The sequence below is a fragment of the Collinsella sp. CLA-ER-H7 genome (genome assembly GCF_040092345.1).
Classification (GTDB): Bacteria; Actinomycetota; Coriobacteriia; order Coriobacteriales; family Coriobacteriaceae; genus Collinsella.
The window spans coordinates 1-18,625 of sequence record NZ_JBBNLT010000006.1 but is presented as its reverse complement, the minus strand read 5'-3'; the positions used below and the strand labels follow the sequence as shown (position 1 = coordinate 18,625).

The window sequence follows — 18,625 nt, the reverse complement described above, 5'->3', positions numbered from 1 at the left end:
TCGCCACGTTTATCTTGGGGTGCTGCATATACAAAGCTGGAAGGGTCTGAATTGCGCTTTGTCGATATATGCCCTTTTCCCTGATGGGACCGTGCTTGAGGGGCGTCTTCATGAGTTGCGGTGAAATAGGGACTGTTTTACCAGTTAAAAGGTCTAATCAGTCCCTATTTCACCGCAACTGAAACAGGGGCGCTCTCCAAGAGAGCGCCCCTGCCGGGTTTCCATAGTACTGGCGAAACAGTTTTATAGTTCTGGCGAAGCAGTCCTTGAGATCCGCCTTGCCTTATGCCAAGAACTCCTTGGTGGTCGCCACGATGTTGGCGGCGTCCAGGCCATACTTGTGCAAGAGCTCGGCACCCGGGCCAGACTCGCCAAAGGTGTCGTTGACGCCGATCTTCTTGAGGGGCGTCGGGCACTGCTCGCACAGGACGTCGGCAACGGCGCTGCCCAGGCCACCGATTACAGAATGCTCCTCGACGGTCACGACGTGGCCGGTCTTAGTGGCGCTCTTGACGATCAGGTCGGCATCGATGGGCTTGATGGTGTGCATGTTGATGACCTCGGCGTCGATGCCCTCGGCAGCGAGCTGCTCGGCGGCCTCGAGAGCCTCGCCGACCATCAGGCCGCAGGCGATGATGGTGACGTCGGCGCCCTCGCGCATGACAATGCCCTTACCCAACTCGAAGTTGTAGGTCTCGGGGTCGTTGATAACCGGCGAGGCCAAACGAGCGAAGCGCATGTACACCGGACCGTCGCACTCGTAGGCGGCGCGCGTCACGGCGCGGGCCTCGACGTCGTCGGCAGGAACGATCACAGTCATGCCGGGGATGACGCGCATGAGGGCGATATCCTCGCAGCACTGGTGCGTGGCACCATCCTCGCCCACCGAGATACCGGCGTGCGTGGCACCAATCTTAACGTTGAGGTGCGGGTAGCCGATGGAGTTACGGACCTGCTCAAAAGCGCGGCCGGCTGCGAACATGGCAAAGGTGCTCGCGAAGGCAACGCGGCCGGTGGTCGCGATACCGGCGGCGACGCCCATCAGGTTGCTCTCGGCGATACCCACGTCGAAGAAGCGGTCGGGGCAGGCGGCCTTGAACTTGCCGGTCTGCGTGGCGGCGGCCAGGTCGGCGTCGAGGACCACAAAGTCATCGTGCTCGTTGGCGAGCTCGACGAGGGCCTCGCCGTAGCTTACGCGCGTGGCGATTTTTTTGACGTCTGCCATCCTAGAGCTCCTCTCCGGCGGCCGTGAGCTCTGCCATGGCCTGCTCAAACTGTTCATCGTTGGGGGCCTTGCCGTGCCAACCAACCTGGTTCTCCATAAAGGACACGCCCTTGCCCTTCAGGGTCTCGGCGATAATGGCGGTCGGCTGCCCCTTGGTGGCGCGAGCCTCGGCAAAGGCGGCGCGGATCTGGTCGAAGTCGTTGCCGTCGGCGAGCTCCACCACGTGGAACTTAAAGGCGCGGAACTTGTCGGCGAGCGGCATGGGGTCGTTGACCTCCTCGACGGGACCGTCGATCTGCAGGCCGTTGTGGTCGACGATCACGCAGAGGTTGTCGAGCTGCTGGTTGCCAGCAAACATGGCGGCCTCCCAGACCTGGCCCTCCTCACTCTCGCCATCGCCCAGCAGGGCGTACGTGCGATAAGTATCGCCCCAGTGCTTGGCGGCAACGGCCATGCCCACGGCGGCGGAAATGCCCTGGCCGAGCGAGCCGGTGGACATGTCGACGCCCGGGGTGTCGTTCATGTTGGGGTGGCCCTGCAGGTGGCTGCCGATATGGCGCAGCGTCTCGAGGTCCTCCTTGGGGAAGAACCCACGCTCGGCGAGCACGGCGTACAGGCCCGGAGCGCAATGGCCCTTGGAGAGCACAAAACGATCGCGGTCGGCCTTGCGGGGATCGGCCGGGTCGACGTTCATTTCCTCAAAGTACAGATAGGTCATGATGTCGGCAGCGCCGAGCGAACCGCCCGGATGGCCGGACTTGGCAGCGTGCACGCCGGTGACGATGCCCTTCCTTACCTCGTTGGCAACCTTTTTGAGCTCTTCGTCGCTCATTGTGCCTTCCTTTCATCCTCATTAGACAAAATGCGCACGGCACCGAAGGTAATCCCAACACAGCCGCAATGCACGTACGTCATTCATTATGCTGGAAACTGATGGCTTTACCAGAGTTTTTATCATTATTTGAACAATTTAGCAGGCAGAACCGCTGATGAAACGGTTTATCAATGTGAACGTCTTTTGGATGGAACGTGGTCGACCCTACGCGCTAATGTCCTTGAATCCCTCGCCGAAGGCTTCCGTAACGTCAGCGACCGTCACAATGGCGTGAGGATCGCGCTCGCGCACGATGGTCTTGAGGGTATTGAGCTCTCGACGGCTCACGATGACCATAATCACCGGCTTCTCGGCACCCGAATACATGCCAGTCGCCTTAAACTTGGTACAACCACGACCCAGACCATACATGATATCAGCAGCGATATCAGGGAACTTGTCCGAGATGATGAGTACCATACGGCGTTTGTTGCCACCATCGACCACGGCATCGATCACGTAGCCGCTAATGACCATCGAAAGGCCTGCATATAGTGCGTTTTCGATTGAAAAGACCGGAGCCGACAGCGCGCATACGGCAACATCGATCGCCATGACGGTCGAGCCCACGGGCAGCGAGGTATTACGCGATATGATTTGGCCAATCGTGTCCGAACCGCCGGTGTTGGCGCCGGCGCGCAACACCATGCCGTAACCGATGCCCGTAATAATGCCGCCCCACATAGCGGGAAGCATCAGGTCCGCATCCGCCAGAGGTGCTACAAACGGGGCGAACAGATCGGTAAAGAAGCCCAGCAGCACAAAGCCCGTCGCGGTCTGCACCACGTAGAACATGCCGCCCTCGCGCATAACGACCAGTAGCAGCAAGGCATTCATCACGATGGTCTGGATACCGACGGGAAGCGACACGCCTCGCGTCGCGCCGACCGCCTGGATAATGGTGGCAAGGCCCGTAACGCCACCGGCAGCAAGGCCGTTGGGAATCAAAAACAGGTCGGTCGCAATAGCGGCCAGAGCGCACCCCAACATGATCTGGGGCAGATCGTGAAAGAAGTTCATCGAAAGAATGCGCTTGATGTCCAGACGATATGCCATGCTGCCTCCCTCAAAAAAGCGCACCCAAACGGATGCGCTTTGAACTTCTTCTTGTATTCGATTCTAACGATTCGCCGAACAAAAACCACCCCTGCGCAGGGTTTATTCTGGATACAAACCCGTCCAACCGTTGGGCTTGGCATCGGCTTGAAGCCGCCCGATGTTTTAGACCTCCGAGCCTTCTGCATCGGCGTTGCCGGTGGCCCAGCGATGGTAGCCAATAACAAACGGGTCCAGGTCGCCATCGTCAAGAACGGCCTCGACATTGCTGGTCTCCACGCCCGTGCGTAGGTCCTTGACCATCTGGTACGGGTAGAGCACGTAGCTGCGGATCTGGTTGCCAAAACCAATCGTGGTCTTGGGTCCGCGAATCTCATCGAGCGCCTCGGCACGCTTCTCGAGCTCAATCTCGTACAGGCGAGCCTTGAGGATCTGCATGCACGCGGCCTTGTTCTGGATCTGGCTGCGCTCGTTTTGGCAGGTGACCACAGTGCCGCTGGGGAAATGCGTCACGCGCACGGCGGAGTCGGTGGTGTTGACGCCCTGACCGCCCGGGCCGCTCGCGTGGTACACGTCCACGCGGATGTCATCGGGACTGATCTCGATGTCGATATCATCGGGTAGCACGGGGATGACCTCGACGCCGGCAAACGTGGTCTGGCGGCGCTTCTTGTCGTCGGTGGGGCTAATGCGAACCAAGCGGTGGACGCCGGCCTCGGCGCGCAGCATGCCAAATGCGTCCTTGCCCTCGACGGTAAAGGTCGCGCGGTCGATGCCGATGACCTCGGCTGCGGGACAGTCGTTGATGGTGACCTTCCAGCCGCGACGCTGGCAGTACTTCATGTACATCTTAAAGAGCATGAAGGTCCAGTCCTGGGCCTCCAGACCACCCTGTCCGGGCTTGATGGTCACAATGGCATCGCCGTGATCGAACTCACCGGTAAACCAGCTCGAAAGCTCAAGCTCATCGATGGCCCGGGCCAGGCGCTCAGCCGTGGCTGTAGCCTCCTCGCGAAGGGCGACGGCGTCGGGGTCATCCCCCATCTCCTCGGCAAGCTCCAGCGCGGCGCGGGCATCGGAAAGCTCGCCGCGCGCGGTGTCCACGGCAGCGATATCTTCCTTGGTACGCGCGATCTCCTCCATGGTGGCACGGGCGGCGTCGGCGTCATCCCAAAAGCCAGGGGCAACACTTTTGGCCTCGAGCTCGGTCACGCGCGTGCGCTTTTCGTCCAGGTGGAGATACGACTCGACCTCGCCGAGCCGGTCCGCGAACGCGTCCAGCTCGGCGGGCGTTACCTCTAAAGCCTCAGCCATTAACGATTCCTGCCGTGGCAGTACTTAAACTTCTTGCCGCTACCGCAGGGGCACGGGTCGTTGCGGCCCACGTTGACGTACGGATCGTCGCTCTCGGACTTGCGATAGGTGGTCACCTTGCCACCGTTGTTGACGGCAGCCGGACCACCCTGGACAGCCGTGCGGGCCTGCACCTGCGCCTGCTTGCGCAGCACCGAGTCGCCATTGTCACCATCGACCTCGGCAGGACCGGAGAAGCGCGCACCCTCGAGCGCGGGCTCCTCCTTGTGCTCCACGGCACGCGGGGCAGCCTTGATCTCGATGCGCAGAACCGTGCGCAGGTAATCCTCATACATGGTATCGACGAGTATCTGGAACGCGCCGTAGGCCTCGGTCTTGTACTCAACCAGCGGGTCGCGCTGGCCAAAGCCGCGCAGGCCGATGCCGGTCTTGAGGTAGTCCATCTCCTGCAGGTAGTTCATCCAGCGGGTATCGATGACGCGCAGCATGACCTGGGTGTTGAGCTCGCGCATCAGGTCCTCGCCCAGACGCTCGGCCTTCATGTTGTAGCACTTCTCAACATAGGCCAAGACATCGGCAGCCAGGGCTTCAAAGTCCTCGTCGGGGAACTTCGGCGTATCGATGTGGCCGGTGAGCTCCACAACCCACTTGCGCAGGCCCTCCAGGTCGCGCTCACCATCGTGACTGTCCTTGGTGCAGAACTCCTGCACGCAACGGTAGACGGTATCGTGCATGACCTCGGTGATGTGGTCGGTCAGGTCCTTGCCGTCCAGAATCTTATTGCGCTCGGCGTAGATGACCTGGCGCTGCTTGTTCATGACGTCGTCGTACTCAAGGACGCTCTTACGCATGGAGAAGTTGATGCTCTCGACCTTGTGCTGGGCGCTCTCGACGGCCTTGGAGATGATCTTGTGCTGGATGGGCATGTCGTCGCCCATGTCGGCCGTGACCATCATCTTAGAGACGCGGTCCATCTTGTCGCCACCGAACAGGCGCATAAGGTCGTCCTCGAGCGACAAGTAGAACTGGGTCTCGCCCGGATCGCCCTGACGGCCGGAACGGCCACGCAGCTGGTTGTCGATACGGCGGGACTCATGGCGCTCGGTACCGATAACGGTCAGGCCGCCGGCGGCAAGCACGCGCTCGCGCTCGGCCTTGCAAGTCTCCTTGGCCTCGGCGTTAAACTGCTCGAGCTGCTCGGGCGTCACGTCCTCCATGGTCAGGCCCTCGTACTCCAGGCGCTCGCGCACCAGCTCGTCGGGGTTGCCGCCCAGCAGGATGTCGGTACCACGACCGGCCATGTTAGTAGCGATGGTCACGGCGCCGTAGCGTCCGGCCTGGGCAACGATATGGGCCTCGCGCTCGTGATGCTTGGCGTTGAGGACCTCGTGTGCGATGCCGCGCTTGGTAAGGGCGGCGGACAGCTTCTCGGAGCTCTCGATGGAGACGGTGCCCACCAGGACCGGTTGGCCCTTGGCGTGACGACGCTCGACGTCGTCGGCAACGGCGTTGTACTTGGCCTGAATGGTGCGGTACACCAGGTCCTCGTGGTCCACGCGCTGCACTGGCTTGTTGGAGGGGATGACCTCGACGGGCAGCTTGTAGATCTCGCGGAACTCGGCATCCTCGGTAAGTGCCGTGCCGGTCATACCGGAAAGCTTGTCATACAGACGGAAGTAGTTCTGCAGGGTGATGGTGGCCAGGGTCTGGTTCTCCTCGCGTACGAGCACGCCCTCTTTGGCCTCGATGGCCTGGTGCAGGCCCTCAGAATAGCGGCGGCCCTCCATGATGCGGCCGGTGAACTCGTCGACGATCTTGACCTCGCCGTTGGTGACCACGTACTGCTTATCGCGGTGGAACATGTACTGGGCCTTCAGCGCCTGCTGCAGGTGGTTGACCAGCTGGCCGGAGAGATCGGCATAGATGTCATCGATACCCAGGCGGCGCTCGATCTTCTTAAGACCGCGCTCGGTGGCGGCGATGGTGTGCTTGGCCTCGTCCATGACGTAGTCGCCCGTGGGTTCAACGTCCTCGGTGGCGGTGAGCATGTCGTGCGACACGTCCTCACCGCGCTCCAGGCCGCGCACGGCGCGCGCGAAGTCCTTGTAGGTGCTGGCGGACTTAGTGCCGGCGCCCGAGATAATGAGCGGCGTCCTGGCCTCATCGATCAGGATGGAGTCGACCTCGTCGACGATGGCGTAGTTGTGACCGCGCTGCACGCGCTGCTCGGGACGGGTGACCATGTTGTCGCGCAGGTAGTCGAAACCGAACTCGGAGTTGGTGCCATAGGTGACGTCTGCCTGGTAGGCCGGACGCTTGAGCTCGAGCGGCATGTTGTTCTGGAGCAGACCGACGGTCATGCCCAGGTACTTGTAGATGCGGCCCATCCACTCGGAGTCGCGCTTTGCCAGGTAATCGTTGACGGTAACGACATGCACGCCCTTGCCGGCGATAGCGTTGAGGTAGCCGGACAAGGTGGAGACGAGCGTCTTGCCCTCGCCGGTCTTCATCTCGGCAATATGACCCTCATGAAGCGCCATGGCGCCGATGAGCTGTACGTCAAAGTGGCGCATGCCCGTGATGCGCTTGGAAGCCTCGCGCACGGTGGCAAAGGCCTCGGGAAGCATGTCGTCGAGCGACTCGCCGTTGGCGTAACGCTCGCGGAACTTATCGGTCTGGGCGCGGAGTTCCTCCTCGGTCATCTTCTCAAACTGGGGCTCAAGACCGTTGATCTGGTCGACGATCTTGTAGTAGCGCTTAAGGTCCTTATCGGATCCAAAGGACAGCAGCTTTGACATGAATCCCATGTGGTTTTCCTTTTTGGCCATCGCCCACGCCGTGCAGCTGCGGGCGAGTTAAACACAGATGATTGTACTTTAGCCAAACAAGGCGCGGCCTATACGGTCGACCTCGGCCGCCACGTAATAACTACGACCAACCTGCCACAATGGAACAGGTTAATTTTGGAGGGTTTATCTGGGCAAACGCCGCCTCTCCGCCATGTGGTGCCATGGGGACAGGTTAGTTTGCACTAATCAAAAAGAAAAGGGCCGTGCACCCAAATGGATGCACGGCCCTCATGCCATGAATGCGAGCGATTCCGCGGCGAGCTATTTACTCAGCAGCCTCGGTGGTCTCGGCCTCGGCAGCGGCCTCCTCGACGGGAGCCTCTGCGGGAGCCTCGGCGGCCTGCTTGGCAGCCTCCTCGGCGAACTTAGCGGCACGCTTAGCCTTCTCGGCAGCCTTAGCCTCAGCGGCGGCCTTGCGAGCGGCCTCGGCCTCAGCAGCCTTGGCGGCCTTGGCGGCCTTGGCCTCCTCAGCCTTCTTGAGCTGGGCGGCAGCGGCGCCACCGAACTTGTCGGCGAAGCGCTGGACGCGTCCACCGGTGTCGACGAACTTCTGCTGGCCGGTGTAGAACGGGTGGCACTCGTTGCAAAGCTCGACCTTCATCTCGGACACGGTAGCGTGCGTCTTGAAGGTGTTGCCGCAGGAGCACGTCACCGTGCACTCGACATACTGGGGATGGATACCCTGCTTCATGGTAGGACTCCTTATTGGTCAGGCGCTGGTTACCGATCAGCGCATAAGGCGTCTTGGTTTCCGACCAAGACAACAAACTCGGCTATGGTACCACGGCGCCGCGTGTCCCACAAAAGGTTCACGGTCTTTTCGGAACGACACGAATCTGACCCATCGAAACACATCTCCACCGTTCCTTCAACTGGGAAAATGCCGTCCCCGGGGCCTGAGAAGGGCCCCGGGGACGTTCGACTGACTGCGGGAACGGCCTTTCCGCTCAATGTGTTCGGCTGAGATCGGAAATCAACCAAACTGAACTAGGTTCAGTTGACATGGTTAAAAACGAGGGGCGACGCTTTTGCGTCACCCCTCGTCCCGGCCGGTTGCTTTAGTTGTACACACGGTAGTTACACTTGAACTGGGTTATGTGTCCATAGTTGGAGCGGTACCAACCCGACGTATAGCTGATTGCCTCTGCGCCTAGATAGTCGTAGCCCTTGTTGTAGCGAAGCTGACGGTAGGTCGTGTCGTACTCTGCTACGTAAAACGCGTCTCCAGAGAAGGCTTTGTACCGGTCCTTAACCGTCGAAGCCATGTACGCGGGTTCGACATCGCCTTTCTCCCCGTTGAGCGCATAGACGGGTGCCGCGATTCCGCATAAAGCCGTTGCCACGAGGATGGCGTAGACAGCCATGCGCGACGCATTGGACTTCAGCTGTTCAAATAGTTTCATGTCATTCACCTCGCTCGTATGTATCGAGGTATTCCTGCTTGAGCGTCTGCGAGGACGACTTGATCTTTTCCACGAGCGTGCCGGCCTCGATGAAGTAGAACGAGTTGGTGAGGTCTGCCAGGTCGTCGAGCAGATGGCTTGAAATGAGCACGCTGCGTCCCCGCGCCACCTCGCTGCGCATCGCGTCGCAGGAGGTTTTCCGCTTTCCCGGATCGAGGCCGTTCAGCGGTTCATCGAGGATGAGGTACGGGCAACCGGTCGATATCGCCATGGCAAGCTTTACCTGCTGCTTCATTCCTGTCGAGAGTTTACGGGTCGGCTTGTCGAGATATGAGGAGATTCCGAGGGAGCTGCAGAGCGAGTCGATGTCGGCGGCCGATTTCCACGCCTCCCTAACGAAAGCAAGGTGCTCGATGGCCGATAGCGTGGGATAGAGATCCGCGCCGCCCGAAGAGCTCAGGTAGACGAGTTCTGCAAATTCGGCTGATCGACGTTGGCTGATTCCGTCTGCCGCCAGGCTTCCCGAGCGGATGCGGGTGGGAAATTGGCCCGACAGCGCTTCAAGAAGGGTGGTTTTCCCCGAGCCGTTGGGAGCAACGAGGCCCGCCGCCGTTCCCGGGCTCAGGAAAAGCGACCCGATTGAAAGTATCGTCGTGCTCCCGTATCCCACGCTCGCGTCCAGAAGCTCGAGCCCATGGTGCCTTTTCGCGGGTCCAGGCTGTTTGGGCGAACGTGCCGCAACGGCGCCGACCGCAAAAAAGACCGAGACGTATGCCAGGGCCACGGCAAGCATCGATGCGCTGCCTGAACCGGAGCCAATGAATTCCGTCGGGAAGCATCCCACGTAACCCGTTGCCTCGATAGGCGAGAACACGGGCAGCGGCAGGAGCCCGAGCACGGCATTATGCCCTAGTGCCGAATCGGACAATAGCGGGAATGCCGGGGCCGCGACAAGCAGCGCGGAGGCAAGGGGGCCCGCGAGGACGCGCCTCGTTGCGGTCGATAGGACGGCGGAGCAAACGGATATCAAGGTTCCGCCCGCAAGCAGCGCGAGAAGCAGGGTCGTGAAGACGTTTCCCGCAGTCGTGGTGGCAAGCGCGCCGTCATGGAAGAAGACGATCGGGTACCCAATTTGCCCGAAGCCGTTTAGGGCCAAGGCGTAAATGCCCCCGGGTGCAAGGCCGGCGAGGAGCATCGCGGTCCCCGCGGCGATTATCGAAAACACGATCTGGATAAGGCGCCGGAATTTGGGCACGGGTGCCTTTGCCGCCAGGGTCGCAGGCCTTGTGGCGCCGAGCACGAGTATCGACGAGAGAAGGAAGGGGATGAAGGGAAGGAAAGACGGCGCCGTGGCAATGGCGTAAGGCAGGAAGGAAAGGAATGGCAGGTCGTTTGCGGAGGCCGGGATATCCGTGATGCCGGAGCTGCTCAGAGCGCGGCAATACGCGAGGTCTGCGTCATTGGTCTCTCGGTCTCCCACGATGGACCCGGATTGGAAGCCTTCGCCCATGAGCGCGTAGTAGCTCTCGGCAGAATCGAGAAAGGCGGCGTCGGTTTGAGCGGCGAGGGCGGCGTTCGCGTATCTTGCAAGCTCCGCGTCATCTTGCTGCTCTGGAGATAGGTCTGTGCCGCTGGCCTGGGGCGCGCGCGTATTGAATGCGTCGACAAAGCTCTGCATGCCCTGCTTCATAAAGAAGGGCCCGTAGATGGGTGAATTGAACGCAATGGGGACGGAAAAGGCTGCAGCGAGAACGAGCGTACAAATCCATACGGCCTTGTCTCTTAGGATTAGTTTGAGAAGAAGTCGACAGTACATTTGGAAGCACCTACGTTCCTCAAAGAATTGTTATGCCAAAAGTAACAGACCGGATGAAGATGCGTGCGACGGGGGCGAGGCGAATGGCTGAGCGGTATCGATACGCGGGTTCAACGGTATTATATTGACCACATAGATTTTTAACTTGCATTTCTACCCGCCCTTTTCGTAGAGTCGCCGATACGTGCTTAGCGCACCCTCGGCGCGTCCGGCAGGCTTTGCGAAATGGGATCCAGGAGACTTCGGCGCAGCATCATCTTGCGGAATGCTTCTAATGAGCCTCCCATCCTTCAAAAACAGAATCTCATCGCACAGCCTATCGACCGAATCCAAGATGTGGGATGACATGATGATGCACGTACCAGAATCGGCCAGCTTCCTGAGAATCTCGGAATGCAAGTCCACCCTGCTGGGGTCGAGCGCGTTCATGGGCTCATCTAATAGAAGGTACCGCGCGCCCGTCGCATACGCAATCGCCAGGGTAAGCTGCTGCTTCATGCCCTGGCTCAGAGTGCGGATCCTCATCTTCGCGAACTCGCCTATCTGCGTTTGTTCCACTATCTCTTCGATATCGCGAGCATGCGGCCACATATCGCAAACCATCTTGAGGTGATCTTCCGCACGCAATCCGGGATACAGCAGCGTCCCCTCACCAGGTGCATAGAAGATCATAGAACGGACCTCTCTCGCACCCGTACCCTGCACCTCATCCAGAACGATGCTCCCGTCCACGCGAGGACCCGGCAAACCTGCCATCGCACGCAGCAACGTCGTCTTTCCATGCCCGTTCGGAGCGACGAGACCGTAGACCGTACCCGGGGCAAACTCAGCGTTCACCGAATCTACGAGCACCTTCTTTCCATAAGAGATCGTCAGCGTTTGAAGGTCAATCATCGAGATCATCCCCTTTCGATCTTTGGAACACTCAGGCGCACCATCAACGGAGATACGGCGCCCAAGACCACCAGCAGAGCGCCCGATGCGCCGACGACCTCTCCAAAAGGCATCGCGTTCGTCCCTCGCCCAAGGAACCCAATCGTCCCCACCTGGGAAGCGGGATCAAACGAGGCGAATGGAGCCAGCAGCGCGACGCCCATGCCCACGCTTTCAACATGAGCGCTCAACGAACCCAACACCAAGAGAACCGCGCAAACCATTCCGGTGACAACGGGGTTGCGGCTAATCGCTGCTGTCAACGCAGCGACGACGGAAATCACGCCGTATGCCATGACCAGCAACGGAATACTGCACAACACCGCCTCCCCCACCATGGACGTTGTCGAAGCTCCCGCCCGAATGAGAGCGACGGGATACTCCGATCCACCCGCACCGTTCTTAATCACGGACACAACGACAGCGGGAACCATCGACACCAAAAGCAGCACCAAGCCAAGCAGGAGAGCCAGCGCAACAGCCGTCAGAAAACGCACATGCGCTGTTGCGGGGATCTGGAGAACCAGAAGGGAACGACACTGCAGGTGGGTGCACGCGAGCGATGCGACAACCACGGGCAACAGCAAAAATAAGGAGGGAAGCGCTGCCTGGAGATACGAAAGGAGGATTAATGGGGGCATCTTCGTACTTAACTCGTAAACCTTGGGGTCCGGCAAGCTCGCGATCGACTCAAGCAGAAGGGCGCGCGCCTCCGCACGAGAAGGAGTCTCCGGCTCGATTCCGATCGATTGCAGGAGAGTCGCATCTGCCGCGCCCAGCTCACCTCGAGCGCGCTCGTACGTCGCAAGGCTTCGAAACCCCTCCGCAGGCATAGGCGCGTACACGAAACCCGAAAGAGCATCCCGCATGTCTTCCAGGGCCGCTTTGCCCTCGACGTCCATATTCGCAGCGTTCTGCTCTAGATACCGATCTATTGAACGGAGCTCCCCATCCCTATACCGAACAGCGGAAACGTTATCAGCGTCAGGAAACATCTCGACCAGAGCCGGGGCCAGCATCGTCGTCGACATTGCAATCGCGCATACGGCGAGGGTAGGAGAACGCAGGAGCAGTTTCCCCATCGTTCTTACGTATGCAACGGCGGAGGCACAAGCGCTCGAACGAGTTGCCGTTCTCGATGCAGTGAAGGAACCTCTCTCAAGACAAATCGGGGATATCGGGCACGCGCAGCCGCTCTTTCCAGCAACGCAAAGCAGGCTAATTGCCAGCACCTCGATCCCGATTGCGCATACGAGGGCAATCGCGCCACGCTCGAAGCAAAGTCCAGGCAGATTCACTATCTGCGTTGTCGGGTACGGGCTATAGGCGCCGACGGTCAACTCAGTGTTCGCATACGTAAGGGGATTCAACAGGGCGAACTCACGTAAAGCGATGGATCTTCCGTAATACCCGGGAACCATCGTCACCCCCATCAGGGCACATACGAACACGATTCCAAGCGTAGGGTTATTGGCAATCTTCACGGCAAGGTGAACGACAAGCGAGATGAACGCTGCCACCAAGAATTGCAAGATGGCCGTCTGCGCGAACACCAGCCAAGCCGGTTTGATAACCGGAGTCGCATATTGAATGTAGCCTATCGGATAGAACGGCGAGCCCGGGCCATTCTTCACAAGCGCGGCGATTATCCCTGGAAGATTGATGGCGAGGACGGCAAGCATTGCAAAAACACTCGCCCATACGCTCGATGCAACAAGTCTACCCAGCTCGCCCATCGGTGCCTGGATGATGAGCTTTTCACGTTTGTTAAGACGCGCGGCAAGGAACGAGACGGCAACGGCCGTTGCGACCCATAGCAAGTACTCCTTCGATCCGTCATAATAGGTGTACTCTCCATCCGATATCTGCAGAAACGGAAGTAGGGGGAGAGAGCGGTGCCAAGATAAGACGTCCCGCGGCAAGAGGGTACAGAAGCGCGGGCATGCTTGATGAAGAGGTATAGACACCGTCCTCCCCCGCATTCACAAGCGCATCCGCATAGGATGCTGACAATTCCTGCTCAACACGGGTTATTCCCGACTCGAGGTATTCGACCCGTCCGTCGATGCCAGCCGCGCTCCTGAAGACGGGCAGAGCACAAAGAACCATCAACGCAACAACGACAACACAGAGCGACCTGGAGGAGAGAAGCGACCTAAAGATCGCCTTCGAGATTTTGAGCATATTCATCGCCAACCTTAACCTCATCCAGTCGGAACAGAGGGGCCGAACAAAATGCTCGGCCCTTATTACTTGCCGGCAAAGTCAATTTAATATAAACTGTTAAAAAGTAACCTGAGTTTTTTAAATTCTTCGGAGGTTATTATGAGTTCCGACAATCGCACTCCCCGGCTTCATTCCTTCCGCATCGCATGTGCGATAGCCTCTGCGACCCTTTGCGCCACCGCCATCGCACAAGTGGCGTTCTCCTTAAAGCCAGCAATCGAAGTGCTCGACAACCCTGTAATTGCAGACTCCCCCGCGTATCCAGCCCTTGCGATCTCGACATTGGTCCCTGCCGTCATCGGTATCGCTACGACCATCCTCAGCGCCGTTCTCGTGTGGACGATCAAGAGCGGAGACCCCTTCAAGAAAGGGTCTGCGACATGCTTGAAGGTGCTCGGCATTCTCTTCGTTGTTCAAGCTGCCACCAGCCTCTACGCCGGCTCACTCAAAACCTCCGTTTCGATGTTTGGCGGCGAGGGGGCCGTCGGCGCCCAAGAGATCGCTTCATCATTCGATTGGACCTCTCTGGTTCTCGGCATCGTCCTGTTCATGCTTTCCCAGCTCTTCTTGTACGCCCGAGAGCTGTACCTCGACTCCGACGAGATTGCGTAAGGAAACGCCATGCCCGTAATTGTTCGCCTCGACAAGATCATGGCCGAGCGAAAGATTTCCTCGAACGAACTTGCCGAAAGGATTGGAACCACGCCCGTGAACCTGTCCCGTATTAAAAAAGGGCATATTCGCGGCATTCGCTTCAACACACTCGAGCAGCTATGCCTCGCCCTTCGTTGCCAACCCGGAGACCTTCTCGAAGTCATGAGCGAAGAGGATGCCCGAAAGGAGTTCGGACTCGATTGGTCCGCCGAGGATTAGAGGGCGGTCGTACTCGCCCTGCACACGGGGATGCGAATCGGCGAGGTCTGCGGCCTTCGGTGGTGCGATGTGGATTTCGAGACGGGCCTGATCTCGATCAGACACTCGGTGGCGTACGCGAAGGGAATGGGTTCGTTCATCAAGGACACCAAGACCCATGACGCCAGGGGTATCCCCATCGACCCGGTCGGCCTACTCCCCTTCCTGAAGGAGACCCACGAGATCGACTGCGGAAAGCTGCGCTTGCGCGGCCTTACCGGGGCGGTCGAGATCGGGGACTGCTACATCCTGTCGGAGCCGGGCGCGACCTTCGCGACGACAAGCTATATCCGCAGGGCGTTCAAGACGTTCTCGGAGACCAACGGCCTCATGGGCACCAACGACGAGCTGATCACGTTCCACGGCCTTCGCCACACGTTCGCAACGCAGTGGATCCGCCAAGGCGGCGATATCAAGGCGCTCCAATCGATCCTCGGCCACAAGGACGCCATGGCGACGCTCAACGTCTACGCCGACATCGAGCCCATCTCCAAAATCCATAACATGCTGCGCGCCACGCCGTGCCTTTGGCGCGGGCACCTCGGGCCGAGGGTCGATCCGGGTCCCATGTTCCAACAGAGGATCCAGGAGTCCATCGAGACGCTCCAGGCGTTCGGCTACGGCATCACCGAGCCGGACGACCGAAATATCGCCATACGCGACGTGAAGACGAACAGTTGGCTCTAGCTCACCGAGTACGCGGCAGTGCTGGGCCCATCCCAACTGAGGTCACGGTGGTCCGATAGGGGCGCCGCCCGCGGCATGCGCCGCGGAGCGGTATCCCCTACCGAAGGGCGGGGATGCCCTCCGCTTCCAGTTCGGAATCAGCCGTCGGAGGCGTTCGGCTGACTGCGGGAACGGCCTGTCCGCTCAATGTGTTCGGCTGAGATCGGAAATCAACCCAACACGAGCCGGACACGCGCCAGACGGCTCTTCCCCGTACGGCCTTCCCCCTTACGCTCATGTTGCAGGCATGTAACGCCGCAGCGAGCGCGCCTTTTTTGCGCCAGACAGGTACAATGATGAACACTGTACCGTAGCGGAGCGCCCCGCGCGCGCCGCAATCACGCGAAAGGGTTTCCCATGGCCGAGATCTCGTCCTCCCGTATCGTCATCACCGTCCTTGGCAAGAACCGCCCCGGCATCGTCGCCGGCGTCACCCGCGTCCTGGGCGAGGCCAACGTCGACATCCGCGACATCACGCAGTCCATTATCGAGGACATCTTCACCATGACCATGCTGGCCGATACCGCCGAGTCCAAGCTCGACTTCGCTGAGCTGCAGAAGGCCCTGGCCGAGGCCGGCGAGCTTTCGGGCGTCAACGTGTCCATCCAGCGCGAGGACGTCTTTAACTTTATGTACCGCCTGTAGCGAGCAAGCCGCTGGGGATAGCCTGACGCGCGCATGCCCATGCAAGCCACCCCGATGCGGCCCGGAGAGGAGCGCGCATGGCCTACGACGCCAAGAAAATCTATTACCGCTTCGATGACCACTTGAGCCGACTGGTTCTGGATTACGAAGCAAGCCGCCAGATTTCGTCTGAGAGCGAAAGCCTCTACCACGGCCTGCCGACCGACCCTTATGACGAGGACCTGTTTGTCGAGCACAATGTCAAGCGCGGCCTGCGCAATGCCGACGGCTCGGGCGTGGTCGCGGGCCTCACTCGTATCTCGGATGTGCACGGCTACAACAAGGTCGACGGAAAGGTCGTGCCCGATCAGGGCAAGCTCACGCTTCGCGGCTACAGCATCGAGGATCTGGTCAACAATGCCCAGGCCGAGAATCGCTACGGCTACGAAGAAGTCGCCTATCTGCTTATCACGGGTTCGCTGCCCAACAAGGAAGAGCTCGACGGCTTCTGCGAGCGCCTAGGTGCCTTTAGACATCTGAGCGACGAGTACGTTAAAGAGTTCCCCATGACCACGGTGTCGTCGAGCATCATGAATGTGCTTCAGCGCGCCGTGCTGCTGCTCTACGCCTTCGACGCCGAGCCCGACGCCATTACACCCGAGCACGAAATCGACGTCGCCATCTCCATGCTCGCCCGTCTCCCCCGCATCGCCGCCTTCGCGCATATGGCCTCGGTCGCCAAGCGTCGCGGCTCCGAGGTTCATGTACCGCACCCCACACCCGGCCTCTCCACCGCCGAGACCATCCTGCAGGTGCTCCGCGGCGGCATGGCATTCACCCGCGACGAAGCCATGCTGCTCGACGTGATGCTCATGCTGCATGCCGAGCACGGCGGCGGCAACAACTCCACGTTCGCCTGCCGTGTGCTGTCCTCCTCGGCCACCGACCCGTATTCCGCCTACGCCGCGGCTATCGGCTCGCTCAAGGGCCCGCGCCACGGCGGCGCCAACGCCAAGGTCGTGTCCATGCACGAGGACATCCGTGCGCATGTTTCCAATTGGGAGGACGAGGACGAGATCGCAGCCTACCTGGGCAAGATCCTCGACAAGCAGGCCTTCGACGGCACGGGCCTCATCTACGGTATGGGCCACGCCGTCTACACGCTGAGCGACCCGCGTGCCGAGGTGTGCCGCCGTTACGCGCGCACGCTTGCCGCCAAGAAGGACCTGGGCGAGGAGTTCGCGCTCATCGAGCGTATCGAGCGCCTGGCCCCGCAAGTAATGCGTGATCACGGCATGACCAAGCCCATCTGCGCCAACATCGACCTGTACACGGGCTTTATCTACAAGATGCTCGGCGTGCCCGAGACGCTCTTTACGCCGCTGTTCGCCGTCGCCCGCATGGCCGGCTGGTCGGCGCACCGCATGGAAGAGCTCTTCTGCGCGCATCGCATCATCCGCCCGGCATACCGTCCGGTGATCGATCCGCTGGAGTACAAGCCACTCGCCGATCGCTAAGACGCGGACCGTTATAGAACCCGAACGTGACCAGGGCATCACCGCCCTCGGCCACGCTTTTTATGCCAGTAGAAAGGGCTGCATCAAATGATTGTGTTTTCCGATATGGACGGAACGCTGCTGACGAGCGATAAGCAGATGAGCGACGCCACCTGGGCAATGCTCGACGAGCTTGCGCGCCGCGGTATTGAGTTTGTGCCCTGCACGGGGCGTCCGCTGTCGGGCATCTTTGAGCCCATCCTCGCCCATCCCGCCGTACACTACGCGGTCTGCGCCAACGGCGCCAGCGTCTGGCAGCTCGACGACGGTACGCCCACCGATGCCTCACGTGCCACGCGCATTTTGAGCCGACCGCTCGACCGCGCCATCGCCCACCGCATCCATAGCATTGCCGCCGGCCATGACGTCACCTTCGATATCTTCGCGGACGGGCGGTGCTTCCTCCCCCGCTCGCTCTACACGCGCCTGGACGAATTCTGCGGCGGCGACCCCCACATCGCGGCTTCGCTCAAGCGTACGCGAACACCGATCGACATGGATATCGACAGCAAGATCGACGAGGTCGAGACGCTCGAACGCATCGCCATGTACTGGCACGACCCGGCCGATCGCGACGCCATCGCGGCGGAGCTCGAAACGCTCGGAGGCATTGAGGTCACGCGTTCGTACGCCATGAATATCGAGGTCATGGGCGAGGGCGCCACCAAGGGAACGGCCCTCACGTGGCTATGCGAATACCTGGGCGAGCGTCTCGCCGACGCCTGGGCGTTCGGCGACAACATCAACGACATCCCCATGCTGCAGGCAGCGGGCCACGGCATGGCCATGATCAACGCCGAGTCCGAAGACCGCGAGGCCGCCGACGCCATCACCGAATACGACAACGACCACGACGGCGTCGCCCGCACCATCATGGCCGCCCTCGCTTAGTCGTTGGGTAGTCATTGGGGACGTTCTTAAACGACTAGTCGTTGGGGACACTCTTCGCAAAAAGCTGCAAGGACTGTCCCCCACTGCCGGCAGAGACGATATGAGCAGGACATAAAAACATTGAGAGCCCCTGCTGCATGAAAGACCGCGGATTAGGCCGACAATGGTGAGTGTCTAATTCAGCCGCGGCGGCCACGCCGCATTCATGGAAGGGGCTCCC

Annotated in this window: 16 protein-coding genes; 6 read left to right on the top strand and 10 right to left on the bottom strand. The window is 60.2% G+C overall.

Annotated features, from left to right (window positions below; genetic code table 11):
• Positions 1 to 283: 283 nt before the first annotated feature.
• The 10 genes from AAAX75_RS04810 to AAAX75_RS04765 form a co-directional block, all read right to left on the bottom strand.
• A complete protein-coding gene (locus AAAX75_RS04810) occupies positions 284 to 1,225 on the bottom strand; it encodes a transketolase family protein (protein WP_117769460.1) in 942 nt (313 codons plus the stop codon).
• Between the two features lies 1 nt (position 1,226).
• Positions 1,227 to 2,057 (bottom strand): transketolase, encoded by an 831-nt coding sequence (locus AAAX75_RS04805; protein ID WP_035137416.1) that lies wholly within the window; start codon positions 2,055 to 2,057, stop codon positions 1,227 to 1,229.
• Positions 2,058 to 2,264: 207 nt separating this feature from the next.
• The gene (locus AAAX75_RS04800) at positions 2,265 to 3,155 is read right to left on the bottom strand and encodes a YitT family protein (protein ID WP_138113002.1); all 891 of its coding nucleotides are present in this window, start codon (positions 3,153 to 3,155) and stop codon (positions 2,265 to 2,267) included.
• A 165-nt stretch (positions 3,156 to 3,320) separates the two neighbouring features.
• The gene (gene prfB, locus AAAX75_RS04795; protein ID WP_349091267.1) at positions 3,321 to 4,469 is read right to left on the bottom strand and encodes a peptide chain release factor 2; all 1,149 of its coding nucleotides are present in this window, start codon (positions 4,467 to 4,469) and stop codon (positions 3,321 to 3,323) included.
• Positions 4,469 to 7,276 carry a preprotein translocase subunit SecA gene (gene secA, locus AAAX75_RS04790; RefSeq protein ID WP_349091266.1) on the bottom strand — a complete coding sequence of 936 codons (2,808 nt, stop codon included), beginning with the start codon at positions 7,274 to 7,276 and terminating at the stop codon, positions 4,469 to 4,471. The genes prfB and secA overlap by 1 nt, the downstream gene beginning before the upstream one ends.
• 307 nt (positions 7,277 to 7,583) lie before the next feature.
• Complete coding sequence (gene rpmE, locus AAAX75_RS04785; RefSeq protein WP_006235303.1) at positions 7,584 to 8,009, bottom strand: 50S ribosomal protein L31; 426 nt, start codon at positions 8,007 to 8,009, stop codon at positions 7,584 to 7,586.
• Between the two features lie 367 nt (positions 8,010 to 8,376).
• On the bottom strand, positions 8,377 to 8,721 hold the full coding sequence (locus AAAX75_RS04780) for a hypothetical protein (protein ID WP_152067963.1): 345 nt from the start codon (positions 8,719 to 8,721) through the stop codon (positions 8,377 to 8,379).
• Between the two features lies 1 nt (position 8,722).
• Positions 8,723 to 10,411, bottom strand: a complete 1,689-nt coding sequence (locus AAAX75_RS04775; RefSeq protein ID WP_349091265.1) for an ABC transporter ATP-binding protein — start codon at positions 10,409 to 10,411, stop codon at positions 8,723 to 8,725.
• A 279-nt stretch (positions 10,412 to 10,690) separates the two neighbouring features.
• Positions 10,691 to 11,431, bottom strand: a complete 741-nt coding sequence (locus AAAX75_RS04770) for an ABC transporter ATP-binding protein (protein WP_117769450.1) — start codon at positions 11,429 to 11,431, stop codon at positions 10,691 to 10,693.
• Positions 11,432 to 11,436: 5 nt separating this feature from the next.
• Complete coding sequence (locus tag AAAX75_RS04765; protein WP_349091264.1) at positions 11,437 to 13,290, bottom strand: hypothetical protein; 1,854 nt, start codon at positions 13,288 to 13,290, stop codon at positions 11,437 to 11,439.
• Between the two features lie 505 nt (positions 13,291 to 13,795).
• Between AAAX75_RS04765 and AAAX75_RS04760 the strand changes: the two genes are divergently transcribed.
• The 6 genes from AAAX75_RS04760 to AAAX75_RS04735 all read left to right on the top strand — a co-directional run bounded on the left by AAAX75_RS04760 (position 13,796) and on the right by AAAX75_RS04735 (position 18,405).
• On the top strand, positions 13,796 to 14,308 hold the full coding sequence (locus AAAX75_RS04760) for a DUF2975 domain-containing protein (RefSeq protein WP_006235293.1): 513 nt from the start codon (positions 13,796 to 13,798) through the stop codon (positions 14,306 to 14,308).
• A gap of 9 nt (positions 14,309 to 14,317) precedes the next feature.
• Positions 14,318 to 14,569: a helix-turn-helix transcriptional regulator gene (locus AAAX75_RS04755; RefSeq protein WP_006235292.1), complete on the top strand. Its 252-nt coding sequence runs from the start codon at positions 14,318 to 14,320 to the stop codon at positions 14,567 to 14,569.
• 18 nt (positions 14,570 to 14,587) lie between these two features.
• Positions 14,588 to 15,295: a site-specific integrase gene (locus AAAX75_RS04750; protein WP_255360342.1), complete on the top strand. Its 708-nt coding sequence runs from the start codon at positions 14,588 to 14,590 to the stop codon at positions 15,293 to 15,295.
• 396 nt (positions 15,296 to 15,691) lie between these two features.
• Positions 15,692 to 15,979 (top strand): ACT domain-containing protein, encoded by a 288-nt coding sequence (locus AAAX75_RS04745; RefSeq protein WP_006235289.1) that lies wholly within the window; start codon positions 15,692 to 15,694, stop codon positions 15,977 to 15,979.
• Positions 15,980 to 16,056: 77 nt separating this feature from the next.
• The gene (locus AAAX75_RS04740; protein WP_349091263.1) at positions 16,057 to 17,475 is read left to right on the top strand and encodes a citrate synthase; all 1,419 of its coding nucleotides are present in this window, start codon (positions 16,057 to 16,059) and stop codon (positions 17,473 to 17,475) included.
• 87 nt (positions 17,476 to 17,562) lie between these two features.
• Positions 17,563 to 18,405 (top strand): Cof-type HAD-IIB family hydrolase, encoded by an 843-nt coding sequence (locus tag AAAX75_RS04735; protein WP_161116021.1) that lies wholly within the window; start codon positions 17,563 to 17,565, stop codon positions 18,403 to 18,405.
• Positions 18,406 to 18,625: the final 220 nt, after the last annotated feature.

What these genes read in the sequence shown, in the direction of transcription:
- AAAX75_RS04810 (WP_117769460.1), bottom strand. Translation starts at nt 1,225, where the DNA reads ATGGCAGACGTCAAAAAAATCGCCACGCGCGTAAGCTACGGCGAGGCC.
- AAAX75_RS04805 (WP_035137416.1), bottom strand. Translation starts at nt 2,057, where the DNA reads ATGAGCGACGAAGAGCTCAAAAAGGTTGCCAACGAGGTAAGGAAGGGC.
- AAAX75_RS04800 (WP_138113002.1), bottom strand. Translation starts at nt 3,155, where the DNA reads ATGGCATATCGTCTGGACATCAAGCGCATTCTTTCGATGAACTTCTTT.
- prfB (WP_349091267.1), bottom strand. Translation starts at nt 4,469, where the DNA reads ATGGCTGAGGCTTTAGAGGTAACGCCCGCCGAGCTGGACGCGTTCGCG.
- secA (WP_349091266.1), bottom strand. Translation starts at nt 7,276, where the DNA reads ATGGGATTCATGTCAAAGCTGCTGTCCTTTGGATCCGATAAGGACCTT.
- rpmE (WP_006235303.1), bottom strand. Translation starts at nt 8,009, where the DNA reads ATGAAGCAGGGTATCCATCCCCAGTATGTCGAGTGCACGGTGACGTGC.
- AAAX75_RS04780 (WP_152067963.1), bottom strand. Translation starts at nt 8,721, where the DNA reads ATGAAACTATTTGAACAGCTGAAGTCCAATGCGTCGCGCATGGCTGTC.
- AAAX75_RS04775 (WP_349091265.1), bottom strand. Translation starts at nt 10,411, where the DNA reads ATGAAGCAGGGCATGCAGAGCTTTGTCGACGCATTCAATACGCGCGCG.
- AAAX75_RS04770 (WP_117769450.1), bottom strand. Translation starts at nt 11,431, where the DNA reads ATGATTGACCTTCAAACGCTGACGATCTCTTATGGAAAGAAGGTGCTC.
- AAAX75_RS04760 (WP_006235293.1), top strand. Translation starts at nt 13,796, where the DNA reads ATGAGTTCCGACAATCGCACTCCCCGGCTTCATTCCTTCCGCATCGCA.
- AAAX75_RS04755 (WP_006235292.1), top strand. Translation starts at nt 14,318, where the DNA reads ATGCCCGTAATTGTTCGCCTCGACAAGATCATGGCCGAGCGAAAGATT.
- AAAX75_RS04745 (WP_006235289.1), top strand. Translation starts at nt 15,692, where the DNA reads ATGGCCGAGATCTCGTCCTCCCGTATCGTCATCACCGTCCTTGGCAAG.
- AAAX75_RS04740 (WP_349091263.1), top strand. Translation starts at nt 16,057, where the DNA reads ATGGCCTACGACGCCAAGAAAATCTATTACCGCTTCGATGACCACTTG.
- AAAX75_RS04735 (WP_161116021.1), top strand. Translation starts at nt 17,563, where the DNA reads ATGATTGTGTTTTCCGATATGGACGGAACGCTGCTGACGAGCGATAAG.